Origin of the sequence: Archangium minus (genome assembly GCF_044360475.1) — a bacterium.
Classification (GTDB): Bacteria; Myxococcota; Myxococcia; order Myxococcales; family Myxococcaceae; genus Archangium; species Archangium minus.
The window spans coordinates 13,081,837-13,097,744 of record NZ_CP043494.1; the positions used below are offsets into that span (position 1 = coordinate 13,081,837).

The 15,908-nt window shown below is 66.2% G+C and carries 15 protein-coding genes; 6 read left to right on the forward strand and 9 right to left on the reverse strand.

Annotated elements, in window-relative coordinates; translation table 11 throughout:
- Positions 1–65 precede the first annotated feature (65 nt).
- A complete protein-coding gene (locus tag F0U60_RS54080; protein ID WP_395812358.1) occupies positions 66–479 on the forward strand; it encodes a VOC family protein in 414 nt (137 codons plus the stop codon).
- 92 nt (positions 480–571) lie between these two features.
- Here F0U60_RS54080 and F0U60_RS54085 read toward each other — a convergent pair whose 3' ends face one another.
- Together F0U60_RS54085 and F0U60_RS54090 are read right to left on the reverse strand one after the other, a co-directional pair.
- Positions 572–1,204: a pentapeptide repeat-containing protein gene (locus tag F0U60_RS54085; RefSeq protein WP_395825886.1), complete on the reverse strand. Its 633-nt coding sequence runs from the start codon at positions 1,202–1,204 to the stop codon at positions 572–574.
- 337 nt (positions 1,205–1,541) lie between these two features.
- Entirely contained in the window at positions 1,542–2,132 is a 591-nt protein-coding gene (locus tag F0U60_RS54090; protein ID WP_395812359.1) for a TetR/AcrR family transcriptional regulator, read from the reverse strand.
- A gap of 151 nt (positions 2,133–2,283) precedes the next feature.
- Here F0U60_RS54090 and F0U60_RS54095 point away from each other — a divergent pair, with 151 nt between their 5' ends.
- Positions 2,284–3,144: an SDR family NAD(P)-dependent oxidoreductase gene (locus tag F0U60_RS54095; RefSeq protein ID WP_395812360.1), complete on the forward strand. Its 861-nt coding sequence runs from the start codon at positions 2,284–2,286 to the stop codon at positions 3,142–3,144.
- Between the two features lie 63 nt (positions 3,145–3,207).
- On the opposite strand, the gene F0U60_RS54100 is transcribed toward F0U60_RS54095, so the two are convergent.
- Together F0U60_RS54100 and F0U60_RS54105 are read right to left on the reverse strand one after the other, a co-directional pair.
- Positions 3,208–3,918 (reverse strand): Imm52 family immunity protein, encoded by a 711-nt coding sequence (locus tag F0U60_RS54100; protein ID WP_395812361.1) that lies wholly within the window; start codon positions 3,916–3,918, stop codon positions 3,208–3,210.
- A 12-nt stretch (positions 3,919–3,930) separates the two neighbouring features.
- On the reverse strand, positions 3,931–4,119 hold the full coding sequence (locus F0U60_RS54105; protein WP_395812363.1) for a hypothetical protein: 189 nt from the start codon (positions 4,117–4,119) through the stop codon (positions 3,931–3,933).
- Here F0U60_RS54105 and F0U60_RS54110 point away from each other — a divergent pair.
- Positions 4,103–4,663 (forward strand): hypothetical protein, encoded by a 561-nt coding sequence (locus F0U60_RS54110; protein WP_395812365.1) that lies wholly within the window; start codon positions 4,103–4,105, stop codon positions 4,661–4,663. The two genes, F0U60_RS54105 and F0U60_RS54110, sit on opposite strands and share 17 nt — an antisense overlap.
- A 67-nt stretch (positions 4,664–4,730) precedes the next feature.
- Here F0U60_RS54110 and F0U60_RS54115 read toward each other — a convergent pair whose 3' ends face one another.
- From F0U60_RS54115 to F0U60_RS54130, 4 genes are all read right to left on the reverse strand, one after another.
- Entirely contained in the window at positions 4,731–6,071 is a 1,341-nt protein-coding gene (locus F0U60_RS54115) for a hypothetical protein (protein ID WP_395812367.1), read from the reverse strand.
- Positions 6,068–7,921 (reverse strand): hypothetical protein, encoded by a 1,854-nt coding sequence (locus F0U60_RS54120; protein WP_395812369.1) that lies wholly within the window; start codon positions 7,919–7,921, stop codon positions 6,068–6,070. The genes F0U60_RS54115 and F0U60_RS54120 overlap by 4 nt, the downstream gene beginning before the upstream one ends.
- 459 nt (positions 7,922–8,380) lie before the next feature.
- Complete coding sequence (locus F0U60_RS54125; protein WP_395812371.1) at positions 8,381–9,262, reverse strand: PhzF family phenazine biosynthesis protein; 882 nt, start codon at positions 9,260–9,262, stop codon at positions 8,381–8,383.
- A gap of 189 nt (positions 9,263–9,451) precedes the next feature.
- The gene (locus F0U60_RS54130; protein ID WP_395812373.1) at positions 9,452–10,693 is read right to left on the reverse strand and encodes a cytochrome P450; all 1,242 of its coding nucleotides are present in this window, start codon (positions 10,691–10,693) and stop codon (positions 9,452–9,454) included.
- A gap of 163 nt (positions 10,694–10,856) precedes the next feature.
- Here F0U60_RS54130 and F0U60_RS54135 point away from each other — a divergent pair, with 163 nt between their 5' ends.
- From F0U60_RS54135 to F0U60_RS54145, 3 genes are read left to right on the forward strand one after another with little or no spacing between them, the layout of a single operon-like run.
- Entirely contained in the window at positions 10,857–12,395 is a 1,539-nt protein-coding gene (locus F0U60_RS54135) for a sugar ABC transporter ATP-binding protein (protein WP_395812375.1), read from the forward strand.
- 46 nt (positions 12,396–12,441) lie between these two features.
- Positions 12,442–13,524: an ABC transporter permease gene (locus tag F0U60_RS54140; RefSeq protein ID WP_395812377.1), complete on the forward strand. Its 1,083-nt coding sequence runs from the start codon at positions 12,442–12,444 to the stop codon at positions 13,522–13,524.
- A 28-nt stretch (positions 13,525–13,552) separates the two neighbouring features.
- The gene (locus F0U60_RS54145) at positions 13,553–14,602 is read left to right on the forward strand and encodes an ABC transporter substrate-binding protein (RefSeq protein WP_395812379.1); all 1,050 of its coding nucleotides are present in this window, start codon (positions 13,553–13,555) and stop codon (positions 14,600–14,602) included.
- On the opposite strand, the gene F0U60_RS54150 is transcribed toward F0U60_RS54145, so the two are convergent.
- Positions 14,578–15,705 (reverse strand): ROK family protein, encoded by a 1,128-nt coding sequence (locus F0U60_RS54150; protein WP_395812381.1) that lies wholly within the window; start codon positions 15,703–15,705, stop codon positions 14,578–14,580. The two genes, F0U60_RS54145 and F0U60_RS54150, sit on opposite strands and share 25 nt — an antisense overlap.
- Positions 15,706–15,908: the final 203 nt, after the last annotated feature.

A 15,908-nucleotide genomic window follows, 5' to 3' on the forward strand; every position in this document is an offset into this window, starting at 1 on the left:
GCCGCTCGTGCCGTCAATAGTGCAGAACCTCTTTTCGAAGCAGCAACCCGCTCAAGGAGAAGAACATGGCAGCCACTCAGTCCCGGATGCTCTTCGTCAACCTGGCCGTGCGTGACCTGAAGAAGTCGATGGAGTTCTTCTCGAAGCTCGGCTTCGAGTTCAACCCCAAGTTCACGGACGACAAGGCGGCCTGTATGGTCATCAGCGAGCAGGCTTTCGTGATGCTCCTGATGGAGCCCTTCTTCAAGACGTTCACCAAGCGCGAGCTGTGCGATACGAGCCGGCAGACGGAAGGTCTGTTCGCGCTGTCGTGTAGCAGCCGGGCCGAGGTGGACGAGCTGGTGAAGAAGGCCATCGCCGCGGGCGGCAAGCACGCCATGGACGCGCAGGACCATGGCTTCATGTACGCCTGGAGCTTCTACGACATCGACGGCCACCACTGGGAAGTCATGTGGATGGACCCCAAGGCGGCCCAGTAGTCAGGGCGCTGTCCGAGCTTCGGCGCGCTACCGGGACGGAGAGGGCCGGTAGGTGCCGAGCTCCAGACGCTGCGCGACCTCCGTCCGCCCCGTCAGTAGACGATGCAGTCGAACTTCTCGATGACGGCCCGGAGCTCCTCGGGGGTTGTCTCGAAGCGCTCGGCAGCGGAGGGCGCGTAATAGGTCAAGGCCTTGGTGGACGCCGGGTGGGTATGCAGGTTGTCCACGACGATATCGCCAAAGCTCCCCGGCCATTTGACACGGCGTAGTTCGGGGGCTCGGCCAATGGGGTCCAGGAAGGTAAAGCAGGGCCACTTGGGGAAGCGCAGGGTGTTGATGTCGCAGCCGTGAAACCGACACCCTGCCAGCCGGGCCTCAGTGAAGTCGCAGTCCTCAATGGAGCCAACTTGAAACCAGGGGTCACTGCCGTACTCGGGCCAGTGGCCGAAGTCGCACCCCGAGAAGCGACCCTTGAACCGACATCCCTTGAGGGAGGCACTTATCCACTGCTGGTGGTTCTTCAACTCCTGCTTCACCTCGAAGGTGCAGTCAATGAACGTGGCCTGCTTGATGATCAGACGACTGGCGGGAACCTTCAGGACGACGGTGCAGTTGCGCAGCGTCAAGCCCGTGCTGAGGAAGTAGAGGGAATTTTTGTCCGTCAGTTCCAGTCGCTCGTTGGAAAGCTCCTGGTTCTTGAAGATGACGTTCTCCAGCCACCCCATGGCCGCCCCTTTCAGAAGGTGAGCATCCGGAAGAACTCGCCCGCCAAACGCCTGCCGTGCCGTGCCAGGTTCGACACCGAAGTCGATGATCAGCACCACCTGCGCCGAGGGGAACTCACGCCGCCGCATGGGCCCCGGGGAGCTCTCCACGAAGCCGCAATACTCGCGCACATAGGGAGCCAGCCGCGGGTCCGGGTCGCCATTCACCATCTCCCAGCTCCCCAGGTCCGACGCATGCCGAACGACACAGACCCGAGGGACATGCATCGCCATGAGGGATCTCCCGGACTCCTCCGAGGTGTAGCACGCGCCCCCGAGCGGGACATGCCCCCACCCGTCACCCCGACGTGGGTCGCAAACCGTCCAGCAGGATGGTCAGGTAGCGCTCGGAGACGACCCGCCGCTCGCCCCCCCCGATGCGTACCGCGTGCTCGATGCCGCACATCAGCCTTTGGATGTCCTCTGCGCCTACCTCCGGCCGCACGACTCCGGCCCGCTGGGCCCGCGCCAGCAACCGGCCGGACGTCGCGAAGAGCTCGGCCTTCAGCTGCGACGTCCGGGCGTGCGCGTCCCGGGGCGCGTTGAGGATCTCCGCCAGGCCAATGTCGGCCAGCTGCAGGTCCAGCGCCGCACGCAGGAAGCGCCGCAAGCTGCTCCACGGCTCCTCGGACGCCTCGGCCGCGTGCGCCTTGTCGAGCAGGGCCTCGAGGTGCTCGTTCACCAGCGCCTCCAGCAAGTCCTGCCGGGCGGGGAAGTGACGGTACACCGTCCCCACGCCCACGCCCGCCTCGCGAGCAATCTGGTTCATCTGCAGTGACGAGTCGCCACGAGCCAGCAGCTCGCGAGCCACGGCCAACACCCGCTCCCGGTTGCGTGCGGCATCCGCGCGCAGCGGGCCGTCCTCCGGCGGCGCCTCTCGTTTCTTCATGCATCCATCCTAACCATTCGGACGCGCCATCCGAACGGATTGCTTATCCGTTTACCGGTCTATATACAGTTCGCAAGCGGATGGGTCATCCGCTTTCCGGACCGGTGTGCCCGGAGTCCGCCCCCTGGGAGAGGAGGCAGAGGAGATGGCCATGGGAACACGAGGAGAAGGTCGTACCGCGCTCATCACGGGTGCGAGCTCGGGAATCGGGCTCGAGCTGACCCGCCGGATGCTCTCCGAGGGCTGGCAGGTCGCCGCGCTGATCCGCTCCGGCTTCCCCGAGGGGGATGCCTTGATTCAAGAGAGCCTGAGCAGGAAGCAGCTTCGCATCTACAAGGCGGACCTCACTGATTTCGACAGCCTGCGGCGCGCCCTGGGGCAGCTCAAAGCCGCGGAAGAGAAGCTTGACCTGCTGTTCAACAACGCGGGCGGCAGCTTCCCGGACCTGCGCTTCTCCAAGCAGGGCCGTGAGCTGCATTTCGAGGTACAGACGGTCGCGCCCTACATCCTCCTCATGGAGCTGCGGGAGCTGCTGCGGAAGGGGACGCTGAAGCGCGTCATCAACACCTCCACCAACGCCTTCGCGTCCCTGAAGCAATTCGATCCCGACACGCTCGAGAGGCCAACGGCTTTCAAGAAGCTCTTCGGCCCGTATGCGACGACCAAGCTGGCGCTTTCCCTGTGGACCCGGGAGGTCGCTCCAGGGGTCGCCGCCGAGGGAATCAAGCTCTGGAGCGTGGACCCGGGACCCAACAACACCCTCAGGAAGGGAAAGGACTCAGGGCTTCCCTTCTACATCACGCCCTTGATGAAGCTGTTCTTCGCGCATCCAAGCCAAGGAGCCTCGCGGCTGTACGACGCGGCCGTGGCCGAGCACGGGGAAGCGTCGGGTGCCTACGTGACGAAGGGCGTGGCGAAGAAGCTCGGGTTCGAGGAGCAGGGCCGGAAGGTCCTGGAGAAGGTGCGCGCCATCTACGAGCGGGAGTACGTGGCGGGCGCCAAGGCGGCCTGAGGCGCGCGGCCCGGCGAGGGAGGAAACCGTGCGTGCTGGCACCTGTGGAGTAAATGACTCATCTCACCGCTCGCCGACCTCTCTGAGCAATCCCCGCTCCGCGAGCAGCGCCTGAACGCGGCGACCAAGTGCGAGGTGCTCTGGGTTTCCTCCACTGAGACGCTCGGGAGTCAGAAGAACAAGCATGCCCTTGTCCTCCACCGGCTCCACCCGCACTGGCAGACCCGGCAGTTCGCCACGCTCGCGCGAGAAGTACGTCACCCAACCCATGAAGGAACCGGCGGACCCCTCTTCGGAAATGTTGTCCCGAAAGTCCCCCGAGACGATGACCCCCCACTCCGGCTCCCATGCCAGCGCCATCGCCCGCATCACTCCCGTGAGCACTGGCAACGTGAGCATCCGCTCACTGCCAGGCGACTCCTCCGGGAAGTAGAGAACAAGGTGATTCGAGGCTCCTTCAGCGTGTGCTCCACAGAAGATCAGGACCATGCCGCCCTGGTCCTGCGCCTCGTGACCCGTCCAGGCGCCGAAACGGAAGCCACCACCGTCGCTCCGGTACTCCTCCTTCTCAAAAAGGCGCACGAAGAACTCGCGCGTAGGAGCCAACTGGAGCGGGACCTCCGCCGCCTCCGAGTCTTGCTGCTCGTACCAGCGCGCATAGCTCGGATGACACTCCGCAAGGAGACGGAAGAAAAGCTCCGCGCGACGAGCGCAGTCCTCGGCTGACTCCTGTCGGCGACCCCAGTAAACGCCTGCGTAGTAGGTCTCCGTCATTTCTCGTTGGCCTCATGGCGGCAGCGGCGCTGTGTGCACAACCTCTATCCCCTTGATGTTGTTCTCTTTGAACAGCTTCTTGAGGATGGCCACCATCCGGGACTCCGCCACATACCATCGCACCCGGAGCCCTCCCGCCAGCCGGCTCTGCCGCTTCGCCTGGTCGATGAGGCTCTGTGCACCCTTGTACTTCCATTTCACCTTGAGGGCATCGTCCCACCACTTCTCATATTTCTTCGGCCTTGAAGGAATCAGTGTGTTGGTCGAAGACCTGGATGAGGACACATTACAGGCCGGACTCACTCGGGAACGACTGGAGACCGTCGTTGCTTTGCGTTTACGCAAGGCCGGGATCCCCATCTTGAAACCATCCGCTGAACAGGAGGGACAGCCGTTTCTCTACGTTCGGGTCACCACGATAAGAATCGCAGACGAGATGCTCTTTGCATACACCGTGCAGGTGGAACTCCGACAGCATGTCCGGATTGAACGAGAATCGCCCTTCATCAAGGGAGGTCACGCCAGGGTTGCATCGGCAACGACAGGTTCGGATGGAGCTATGGGTTACGCCGGGCGAGGGGTCTTCGCCAGATCAGTGACCGGGCGGATTGAGGAGTTCATCGATAATTTCGCACTCGCGTACCTGAAGAGTAAGGACATAGAGAGAGCCGAGGGACCAGGAGAGCCCAAGGCTCAAGAGCCCAAGGGTTCGACGAAGTCCATGCATCAGTCGGTGCAGCTGTAGCACCCTGGAAGAAGCCCCCGTATCGCCATCCGCGCCACCCACTTCGCACATGAAAACCGAATAGCCCTCATGAGCGGTGGCGCTCGGCCACGCGGTAGAGCTGCGTGAGGGAGTAGTCCAGCAGTGACTGGCGGGAGCGCATGTAGCGGTGAGCCCGGACGAAAGGAAACCAGACGCGGTTGCCCACGCGGACCTGTGCCTCTTCGCGCTTCTTGCGCGGTATCCACTGCCCTCCCAGGTTCCGCACCAACACCTCGCCCAAATACGCGCCCACGGCCGGCACCGCATGCGCGTCGATGACTTCTCGCAGGCGGGTCTTCGGAAAGTCCTCGGACCAGAAGTAGACGTCGGTGTCCGTGAGCGACTCGGGGGTCACCTTGAAAACCGAGGGCACGCTGGAGTGAAGGAGCGCCACGAGGCGTTCAGCGAGGTAGCCGTAGTTCTCGAGGACGCCGTCCGGCTCCTCCACATCGGAGGGCAGCGCGGCATCGGCAGGGAGCCACTCCTCCGGCTCGGGCGGCTGCCAGGCGTTGAGCTCGGCGATCGTGCGCTGGCGTTCACCGATGGCGAAGCCATCCACCGCGCGTGTGAGGAGAGGCTCCACGTCCGGGTGGTAGCGGGGCGTCACGGGGGCGAGCGTGGCGCTGCGCTCGCGCAGGGTCCGCATGACGGTATCGAAGTCCAGCTCCGGACGGAGATGGACGAGCGCCCGGGCCTGGGCCTGGCGTGCCTCTTCGGAGGCAATGTCCGCGGCGGTGGGCCAGGTCACCAGGAGAATGGAGCCGTTGGGGAGCGCCTCCACCCGGTGGGCCGGGGTGGAAAGCATGCGCTCGCGACCAACCGTCTCCACCAACCTCGGGCCGAAGACATTGAGCCAGTACACCTCGTAGACCTTGTCGAATCCATCCCGCCGCGTGGTCTCATCGTCGCGGCCAAAATTGGGAGCTCCCGACAACTGATCATCCGCCATGCTGTGGGCCCAGGCATGCGTGACCAGGTAACGTGAGGCCCAGGCACGGACCATGTCCACGAATCCGCCGCAACGCTTCGTCTCCGCGAAGAAGGAGAGGGGTTGCACGTCCAGGCTGATGTCCAATGCGGGAGGCTCTCGCGAAGACCGGAGCGCGAGCGTCAGCAACAGGGCAGGCCATTCGGTGCGACGAAACTCGATGATTGAACCGAATGCGTCGCGCTCCTCCTCCAGGGCCCTCCAGACAGCCGCGCGGGAGTACTTGCGTCGCCGCTTGCCCTCGACGATGTCCGGCATCCAATGGTCCGCGCACCCCTCCAGTGACTGGAGGAAGGATTCCAGTTCGCGTTCGAGCGCGGGCTGACGGTCGAGAGCACCCTCAAAAAAGAGCCTGAGACGGTCCTCCGCGTTCAAGTCCCGGAACTTCAGCGCCTTCATTCGAACAGCACCTCTACGCCCTTGAGATTCTCTTCAACCGCGTTCGCGGCCTTCTTCAATACGCGTGGGTCCGGGGTGAGCACGCCGCCTTCATAGATGAGAAGGACCCTTTGGACCTGCACCTGCGCACCGCGAAGACCCAGGGAAGGCCGGCGGATGTCCAACATCCCGCCGTAGTACTGCAAGGCTTCGTTCGCATCCCCCCTCATCTGAGTCTCCAGCGCCCTGCCCTCGAGCTGATTGAGCTCGCGGCTCTTGAAGCTGAATGTCTCCACGCGGGACGGCTGACCGGCAGGCGGCTGCTTCTCCATGACGAGCACGTCCGCGAAGCGGACACCCGGAGTGCCTGGCTTCGCAACCCCCACGTACGTTTCGATGCGGGGCTGGTTGAACTCCTTGAGGAAACGGCGTTGCGCTCGTGGAAGGTCCGCATCGGCGCGAAGCAGGTCTATCATAGCTCGCTCGAAGGCGAGCCCTCGGGCGAACAGCCCGCGCATCTGCTCGTAGCCCGCCCATGTGAGGGGGGGTTTGGCTGCCTTGTGTTGATGGAGCTCCGCAAGGCGGTTTTCCCAATAGGTGACGTACTCGCTCCAAAGCAGCTGTCCCTGGGCTCCTGGCGGCGGTGTGTCGCGAGAGGGACGCTGCTTCTCCAACATGGCCACGTTCCCAGGCAGACGAGGGCCCGCCGAGTCGAGCTCCACCTGCACGAGCCTGGCTTCCACCACCTCCCGGGGGAGGCCCACCGCCTCATCCACCAGCGAAGCCGCGCCACCGAGACGCCTCCCAGCCGCGGCCCTCGTCGACGTGGGGGCCGAGCGCCCGGACTTCGCTTCTGACAGCCAGGCCTGGGCCCGCGCTACATCACCCCTCGCCTCGTAGAGGGCCAAGGCACCCGTCTCTCCCCCCTCGTACACCAGCAGGGCCGCCTCCCGGTTGGCCCGCATGTACCTGGCCAGCTGGCGGATGCCCTCCCCGCCCAACCGGTTCAGCAGACGCTCCGCCACCTGCGCCAGTCCCTGGAAGCCCAACTCCGGTACCTGGAGTTGCCCTATCCGAACCCAACGGGTGCCCGTGGCGCCCCTCGCCTCGGAGAAGCCACGCAGGCCCTTGCCTCCTGCGTACAAGGACACCAGCACCACCGCGGCCGATAGCTCGCGCGTGGCCTGCTCGTAGTGACCCTCCGACAGCGAGTACACCCCATGGCATGTGCCTGCCACCAGGTTGTAGAAGCCCACCGGCACTCCGAACGTCAGCCTGTCGAAGCCGCCCAGCAACACGTTGCCCGGCGAAAAAGCCGCCTCCATCTCCGCCCGCTCCACCTCGTCGAGCAACTCCTGGTAGGGCGGAGGCAGTTGTCCGCGCTGCGCGGAGTACTTCATGGCCAGGGCCCCCCGAACCAGCTCGCTGGTGGAAAGGGCCTCGTCGACGGCGCTCACCAGTCCGCGGCCGACGTCACCCAGGCGCTCGGGCCGGTCCTTGTAGTCCGAAAAACTCAATCCTCGCTGCCGCAGCACCTCGCGGACAGCGCCCATGCGTCCCAGCGTGTCTCCGAGTTGCTTGTCTCGGGCCAACAGGAAAAGAACCTGCTGCAGGTCGTCGTCGAAGGCCGAGTGGATGAGGAAGAGGGCGAACAGCTCAGCTCGGGCGGCGCCATACTCCCGAGTGACAGTGACGAGGAAGGCGGCGCGCTTGCGGTTGAGGACGTCGGCACCCGCACGCACAGGACCCAGCGCTCCGAGCCGCACAGCGGACCAGTCATCCAGCCCCTCCACCAGCCGGGCCATGTCCACTCCGCGCTGAAGCTCGATGAACTCCGCAGGCGAGGCGCACGCCAGAAAGGGAGCAAGCACCCCCTGGAACCTGCCTTGTGATGCGTCTACACCCTGCCCGGGAAAGCCACCCCCGCTTCCCGCCATATCCACCCGCGCAAGAGGAGACGCCGACGGCTGCAGCCCGGCACCAGAGCGGAGCGCAGGGGACCGCGAGTGCATGCCAAAGCCGCTCAGCAGATTCCCCCGTGGATAGCCCGTAGCGCACCCTCCCAGCAGCACCAGTACGCCGAGGGCCAGGAGGACAGGGCCAAGGTACGCCCCTGGTCCACGAAGCGCCGAAGTCCCGTGTCGCATCACGCCTTCCGCATGCAGCCGCCGCGCTTCCCTTCTCCTCAAAGGAACCCATGCCCCCACTCGGAGGCGGTGCCACGCGCCTTTCGAGCGCGAATCAATAAGACGGCTGGACATGCCCCACCTCCCCAGCAAACCACCGGGGCTGAAAATCCTAGCCCTGGAATCACACGGAAGTACGGGGGCTCACAGCACGACACGCCCCCCCACCCACCAGCCCATCGCGTCGTCCTCGCCCGAGCGTTCCACCACCAGGCGGCACGGCCGTCCCATGTCTTCGCCTTGAGAGATTGTCAGGCGATTGAGTCTGGGATGTCCCCCGACCCGCCTGAGCCACAAGGCCGGTGCGGCGGCGGAACCTCCCGTGGCTGGATCCTCGACGATGCCGATGCCGGCCGGGAACTGACGCGCGGCAAGGTGCGCACCGGTCGCGTCCGCGCGTTCGACGCAGAAGGCGTAGACGCCGGTGCAGCCCAGTTGGGCGGCGATACGGTCGATAGCCCCGGGCTCAACGTGCATCGCCGCCAATCGCTCACGTGTCTCCAGCGGAATCAGCGTCTTCAGGCGCGCTCCACCCGCGTTCCACAGTCGCTCGGGCAGATCCTCCTGCGTGAGCCCGAGCGCCGCGGCCAGTGTCGCTCGCAGCTCCTGCCCTGCGTCCACCGGGACCAGGAGTTGGCGTCCCAGTTCTACCGAAACCTCGAAGGTGCCGGCGTCCACTGCGTTGACCCGCGCTGTGAGCACTCCGGAGGGGGTCGTTACCTCCACGGTCCGATCCTCTCCCGCGATGCGCCCCTCGCGTCGAGCGAGTGCCAGGCCCCCCAACAGGCCGTGGAGGCACAGGCTTAGCTCGCCCTCCGGCGCGATGAACCGGAAGTCCCGGCCTGCCTCCTCGAGCGTCACCTCCACACCACTCTCGCGCGCCAGCATCCGGGCCTTGTCGAGCGCCGCCTCAGCGGCACCCGGCGCAGTCCCCACCGGCAACACCCAGGTGGCGTTGCCGCCGCTCGTATCCGCGGAAATGAAGGCTCGCGCATAGCGGGCCTCGGCTGGCACAACTGTGGTCATGTTGGTGCTCCCCGCAGCAGCGTCGTTTGCTCCAGTGCGGTGCTTTGCTCGTCACTGTCGCGGCAACTCACTTCGGCCGGCTCTTTGAGGCCCGCGGGACTCGCTCCTGGTGGAACCCGGGGAGGGACATACCCTCACCCTCGCCCTCTCCCAGAGGGAGAGGGGAGTTCCGCGGGTCCTTGGGCTTCTTCAGCTCAGCGTTACGTCCAGCCTCGCCATCGCCCTCATGATCGGGTGCGCCTTGATCTCCGGCTCCCTCTCCAGCTTCATCTTCGGGAACCGCTGCACCAGCGTCCCCACCACAATGTCCAGCTCCTGCCTCGCCAACGCCGCTCCCAGGCAGAAGTGCTGCCCCGCACTGAACGCAATCGTCTGGCTCACGTCCCTCTTGATGTCGAAGCGCTCCGGCTCCGGGAACACCTCCGGGTCGTGCAGCGCCGCCGGGATGAACGGAATCACCATCTGCCCCTTGCGCAGCTTCACTCCCCCGAACTCCATCTCCTCCTTCGCGAACTTCGGCACGCCCCCCTTCCCGAACAGGTCGTAGCGCAGGCTCTCCTCGATCGCGTTGCGGATCAGCCCCGGCTCCGCTCGCAGCTGCTCGAGCTGCTCCGGGTGCCTCAGCAGGCTGTACAGCGCCCAGTTCGCCGCGTGCACCGTCGTGTCCGACCCCGCGGTGATCAGCGCCTGCACCAGGGAGATCATCTCGTCCTCGGTCAGCTTGCTCCCACCCTCCTGCGCCGTGATCAGCGCGCTCAGCAGGTCATCCTCTTGCAGGTTCGCCCGGCGCTCCGCGATGACCTCGCGCAGCATCTTCAGCCACCTCGGCATCGGAGCGATCAGCGCGAACACCTCCTCCTGCTTGTTGAACAGGATGGAGCTGCGGATCAGCGCCAGTCCGAACGCTCGGAACTCGGCCCGCAGGTGCTCCGGAATCTTCAGCATGTCGCTGATCACCCGCATCGGCAGCGGCTCCGTGATGGTCGTGAGATCCACCCGGTCTCCCTTCACGTTCGCCGCGATGATCTCATCCACCGCTCGCTGGATTTCCCCCTTCATCCGCTCCGCCGCCCTCGGCGAGAACGCTCCACTCACCAGCCGCCTCACCCGCGTGTGGTCCGCGTCCGGCAAGCTGAAGAGCCCCGCGTCCTGGATCTTCTTGTACTCCGCATGCTCGGGCGGCCACTCCTCCTCCCGTGGCGCGAACTCCCACAGCCGGTAGTCGTTGCTGAACCGGCGATCCACCACCAGCGCCCTCACGTCCTTGTGCCGGCTGAAGACGTACGCCCCTCCCCTCGGCTTCCACAGGTACGCCGGCGCCTTCTCTCGCAGCCACTTGTAGGTGGGATACGGATTCTGGGCGAACGCGGGGTCCTCCAGGTCCAAGACGAACTCGGGGCCAAACTCTCGGGTCGGTGTGTTCTGGAGCATCCCCCCAAAATGCACGGGCACCCCTCGGACCGCGAGTGACAAGTTCCGCCGCCTGCCCGCCTGTCCACAGTCCCTCCAGTGTCTTTTATCGGACATTCCATGCACGTGAGATGTCGGGACTCTCGGGACTGTCCCGTGGGTCCGGGGTAGGTTTGTTCGGACCATGAACAAACTGGTCGGGACACAGCACGCGCCGGAGGGAGAGCTCATACCGCTCGTCCGCGTCGAGGAGCTGACCAAGCTCTTCCCCGGTGTGCAGGCGCTCGGCGGCGTCACCTTGTCCCTCATGGCCGGCGAGGTTCATGGGCTCGTGGGAGAGAACGGGGCCGGCAAGAGCACCCTCATGAAGATCCTCTCGGGCGTGTACCAGCCCACCTCGGGACGGGTGCTCATCCAGGGGCGCGAAGTGGCCCTCCGCGGCCCGAGCGAGGCCCAGCGCCACGGCATCGCGATGATCCACCAGGAGCTCAACCTCGTGGAGGAGCTCAGCGTCGCCGACAACATCTTCCTCGGCCGCGAGCACGTGCGGCGCGGGCTCATCGACCGGAAGGCCACGAACGCGCGCGCGGTCGAGTTGCTCAAGGCGCTCGACTGTCCGCTCGAGCCAGAGCGGAAGGTGCGCACCCTCTCGCTCGCCCAGAAGCAGATGGTGGAGATCGCCAAGGCGCTGTCCACCGACGCGCGGGTGCTCATCATGGACGAGCCCACCGCCGTGCTCACTCAACGCGAGACGCGCGCCCTGCTCGCCCTCATCCAGCGGCTCAAGCAGCAGGGCGTGGCCATCGTCTACATCTCGCACCTGCTGCCCGAGGTCCTCCAGGTCTGCGATCGCATCACCGTCCTGCGTGACGGGCGCGCGGTGGCCTCGGTGGACGGGCCGCGCATCAAGACGCTCGGAGAGCGCGAGCTGGCGAGCATGATGGTCGGCCGGCCCATGAGCGAGCACTTCCCCCCGCGTCAGCCCCATGGCTCGCAGGTGCGGCTCGCGGTGCGCGGCCTGAGTGTCCCCGGGCTCGTGCACGACGTGAGCTTCGAGGTCCGCCAGGGTGAAATCCTCGGCTTCGCCGGCTTGATTGGCGCGGGCCGGACCGAGCTGGCCGAGGCCATCATGGGGCTCCGGCCGAGACGTGGCGAGCTGCTCATCGATGGTGTCCCCCTGTCCATCCGCGACGTCCGGGAGGCCGCCACCGCGGGGCTCGCCTACGTGTCGGAAGACCGCAAGGGCACCGGCCTCGTCCTGGGCATGGGTGTCGCCGAGAACACCACCCTGGTGTCACTCCGGAAGTACTGCCGCACGCCGCTCTCGTTGATTGATCTCCCGGCGGAAGACCAGGCGACGCGCGGACATATCGAGAAGCTTCGCATCAAGGTCGCCAGCTCCCGGCGCGCGGTCGAGACCCTCTCGGGTGGCAATCAACAGAAGGTCGCACTGGCCAAGTGGCTCGAGATGGCCCCCAAGGTGCTGATCGTCGATGAGCCCACGCGCGGCGTGGACATCGGGGCGAAGGAGGAAATCTACCGGCTGCTCCAGGCGCTCGCCGCGCAGGGCATGGCCTGCATCATGATCTCCTCCGAGATGAACGAGTTGTTGGGGATGTGTCATCGGATCGCCGTGCTCCACAAGGGGAGGCTGGTGGCCACCCAGGACGGCGCGACCGCGACCGAAGAGGCACTCATGCATGCCGCCGCCGGCGTCGCCTGAGTCGAGCAGCCAGCACGCACGCAACAGAAGGCTGAGACAAAACACCATGAGCGAGACGAACGACACCGGAGCGCTGGTTCAGGGACAGGCGAGGCCCACGCCTCGGGAGTGGATGGGAGCGCTGCCGTCGTGGTGGGTGCCGGCGGTGGCGCTGCTCGTCCTCATCGTGGGCACCATCCTCATCGAGTGGTCCACCAAGGGCTCGAGCACCTTCATCAGCCCCGAGAACCTGCTCAACATCCTGCGGCAGTGGTCCTTCGTGGGCATCATCGCCGTCGGGATGACCTTCGTCATCATCCTCGGGGGCATCGACTTGTCCGTGGGCTCGCTCGTGGCGTTCCTCGGCGGGCTCGGCATCCTGCTGATGAACCACCTGATGGGCCAGGGGTGGGGTGAGCTCTCCGCTGCCTCCGTGGCCTTCGCCGTGATGATCTCCCTGGGCGCCGTGGCCGGTGTGCTCAATGGCACCCTCATCACCCGCGGCAAGCTGGCGCCCTTCATCGCCACGCTCGGAGGCCTGGCTGCCTATCGCTCCCTGGCACTCGCCCTGGCGGATGGCGGTGAGTTCCGCTCCGCCAGCGCCGAGTGGTTCAAGGCGCTCGGCACGGGCGGACTCGCCATCCCGGGCACCAACATCGCCCCCCGCGCCCCCGAGCCCATTCCCCTGCTGTTCCCCTGGCCCGTCGTCATCTTCTTCCTGCTCGCTGCCTCCGCCTGGGTGCTGCTCAACCTCACCCGCTACGGCCGGTATGTGATTGCCATTGGCAGCAACGAGCGCGCGGCCGTCTACTCCGCCATCCCCGTCAACCGCGTCAAGCTGCTCACCTACTCGCTGCTGGGACTGTGCGTCGGCATCTCCGGCGCCCTGCTGTCGTCCCGCATGAACTCGGTGAGCAGCTCGGGCACGGGGCTCCTCTATGAGCTGGACGTCATCGCCGCCGTCGTCATCGGTGGCACGCGGATGCGCGGCGGCGCTGGGACCATCGCCGGCACCGTGATTGGCGTGCTCATCCTCGGCGTGGTGGGGAACATGCTCAACCTCTTGCAGGTCTCCGTGTACCTGCAAGGTCTGGTCAAGGGCGTCATCATCATCGGCGCGGTCCTGCTCCAGCGCGCCGAGCGGCTGTAACGAAAGAACTCAACGGAGGAGTCCACGCATGAAGCGGCTGTTCACGATGCTCGCGGCGCTGTCCCTCGTCCTGGTGTTGCCGGGCTGTAAGAAGAGTGAGGAGAAGAGCGAAACGGCGCAGGCGCCCGCGGCGGCAAAGAAGCTGAAGATCGGCATCTCCATTCCAGCCGCGGACCACGGCTGGGCGGCGGGCGTCGGCTGGTGGGCCAAGAAGAAGATGTCGGAGTACCCGGACGTCGAGTGGGTGCTCGCCACCGCCAACGAGCCCGGCAAGCAGACGTCCGACATCGAGGACATGATGGCGCAGCAGGTGGATGGGCTGGTGGTGCTCGCCACCGAGTCCGCGCCCATCACCCCCGTGGCCGAGAAGGCCAAGGCGCGCGGCATCTTCATCGTCAACGTGGACCGCGGCTTCCTCAAGCCCGTGGCCGATGTCTTCCTCGAGGGCGACAACAAGGCCTTCGGCCGCAAGAGCGCCGAGTTCATCGTCCAGAAGCTCGGCGGCAAGGGCAACGTCGTCATCCTCCGCGGCATCCCCTCCACCGTGGACACCGACCGCTATGAGGCCGCCATGGAGGTGTTCAAGCAGAACCCTGGCATCCAGGTGCTCGCGGCCCAGCCCGGCATGTGGAACCAGCAGAAGTCGCTCGAGGTCATGCAGAGCTACCTCTCCCAGTTCCCGAAGATTGACGCCGTCTGGGCCAGCGATGACGACATGGCCCTGGGCGCGGAGAAGGCCATCAAGGAGGCCGGGCGTCAGAACGAGATGTGGCTCTTCGGCGGCGGCGGCATGAAGGACATCGTCAAGCGCGTCATGGACAAGGATCCCCTCTACCCGGCCGACATCACCTACCCACCCGCGATGATCGCCGCCAGCATCGACCTCGCCGTGGCCAACCTGCGCGATGGCAACGAGAAGGCCATCGCCGACAAGATTCCCGCCCACCTGCGCATCGACAAGAGTCAGCTCCAGGAGAAGCGCGCCGCCGGCCAGACGCAGCGGCTCCTCAAGCTCGACGTGCACCTCATCACGCCGGAGAACGCCAAGGAGTTCTACTTCCCCGACTCCGTGTACTGAGCCAGGGACGCGTCGATGGCCGACGGCGCGAGCACCTCGTCCAACACCCCGAGCGCGCACCCCATGATGCCCGCTCGGTCGTCCAGGCTGCTCGCCACCAGTCGCAGGTTGCGCGCGGCCAGCGGGGTGGAGCGCCGGTGCACCACCTCGAGCACCCCCGCGAAGAGGTGCTCGTGCGCGTGCGCCATGTCGCCGCCAATCACTATCACCGCGGGGTTGAAGAGATTGACCGCCCCCGCCAACACCTCACCCAGCCGGCGCCCCGCGGCCCGTATCAACCGCACGGCGTCGCGCTGTCCCGCTCGGGCCAGCTCCACCACGTCCCGGCTGTGAGCCGCGCTCAGGCCGAGCGCCCGCAGCTGCCCCGCCAGCGCCGAGCCCGACGCCAGCGCCTCCACGCAGCCCACGTTGCCGCAATGGCAGACCTCGCCCGAGTGATCGCTCACCTGGATGTGGCCCACGTCCCCCGCCGTGCCCTGCGCCCCCCGGTGGACCCGCCCGCTCGCGATGATGCCGCAGCCAATCCCCGTCCCCACCTTCACGAACAGCAGATCCTCCACCTGGTCGCGCCACACCGCCCCGTACTCGCCCAGCGCCATCAGGTTCACGTCGTTGTCCACCAGCACCGGCACCGGGAACCGCGGGTGCACCCGCTCGGGAATCCGGATGCCGTCCCACCCCGGCATGATGGGCGGACTCACGGCTCGCCCTTCGTCGAACTCGACGGGACCCGGCACCCCGATTCCCACGCCCCGCACCTCCGCCCTCGTGCAGCCCGCGCCCTGGAGCAGCTCGTCGAACCGGTCCAGCATCCACGGGAGCACCTCGTCAGGCCCTCGCGCGATGGCGAGCTCGGCCCCCTGCTCGGCCAACACCTCGCCCGCCAGGTCCGTCACCGCCAGCCGGCAGTGCGTGGCCCCCAGGTCCGCCGCCAACACCACGCCCCCTCGCGCGTTGAACGCCAGCCGCATCGGCGGACGCCCGCCCGTGCTCGGCCCCTCCCCAGACTCGGTGAGCAACTTGTGGGCAATGAGCGCCTCGACGCGCTGCGAAATGGTCGAGCGCGCCAGCCCCGTCGCTCGCGCCAGGTCGGCTCGGGACATCGCCCGGCCTTCGCGCACCAACTGGAGCAGCTCCCCCGTCGTGGCGGGGCTCGGCGATGAGACATGACGCGTGGAAGTCTTCACCCTCGGCAGAATAGAGACCCCAGGCTTCATTTGAAAAGCGATGAAAGTCCACGGTTTCTCATACACTGAGCAGGACAGGAGCGCCCGGATGATAGGGACTTCTGCTTGTTCGCCGAGCA

What these genes read in the sequence shown, in the direction of transcription:
- F0U60_RS54080 (WP_395812358.1), top strand. Translation starts at nt 66, where the DNA reads ATGGCAGCCACTCAGTCCCGGATGCTCTTCGTCAACCTGGCCGTGCGT.
- F0U60_RS54085 (WP_395825886.1), bottom strand. Translation starts at nt 1,204, where the DNA reads ATGGGGTGGCTGGAGAACGTCATCTTCAAGAACCAGGAGCTTTCCAAC.
- F0U60_RS54090 (WP_395812359.1), bottom strand. Translation starts at nt 2,132, where the DNA reads ATGAAGAAACGAGAGGCGCCGCCGGAGGACGGCCCGCTGCGCGCGGAT.
- F0U60_RS54095 (WP_395812360.1), top strand. Translation starts at nt 2,284, where the DNA reads ATGGGAACACGAGGAGAAGGTCGTACCGCGCTCATCACGGGTGCGAGC.
- F0U60_RS54100 (WP_395812361.1), bottom strand. Translation starts at nt 3,918, where the DNA reads ATGACGGAGACCTACTACGCAGGCGTTTACTGGGGTCGCCGACAGGAG.
- F0U60_RS54115 (WP_395812367.1), bottom strand. Translation starts at nt 6,071, where the DNA reads ATGAAGGCGCTGAAGTTCCGGGACTTGAACGCGGAGGACCGTCTCAGG.
- F0U60_RS54125 (WP_395812371.1), bottom strand. Translation starts at nt 9,262, where the DNA reads ATGACCACAGTTGTGCCAGCCGAGGCCCGCTATGCGCGAGCCTTCATT.
- F0U60_RS54130 (WP_395812373.1), bottom strand. Translation starts at nt 10,693, where the DNA reads ATGCTCCAGAACACACCGACCCGAGAGTTTGGCCCCGAGTTCGTCTTG.
- F0U60_RS54135 (WP_395812375.1), top strand. Translation starts at nt 10,857, where the DNA reads ATGAACAAACTGGTCGGGACACAGCACGCGCCGGAGGGAGAGCTCATA.
- F0U60_RS54140 (WP_395812377.1), top strand. Translation starts at nt 12,442, where the DNA reads ATGAGCGAGACGAACGACACCGGAGCGCTGGTTCAGGGACAGGCGAGG.
- F0U60_RS54145 (WP_395812379.1), top strand. Translation starts at nt 13,553, where the DNA reads ATGAAGCGGCTGTTCACGATGCTCGCGGCGCTGTCCCTCGTCCTGGTG.
- F0U60_RS54150 (WP_395812381.1), bottom strand. Translation starts at nt 15,705, where the DNA reads ATGTCCCGAGCCGACCTGGCGCGAGCGACGGGGCTGGCGCGCTCGACC.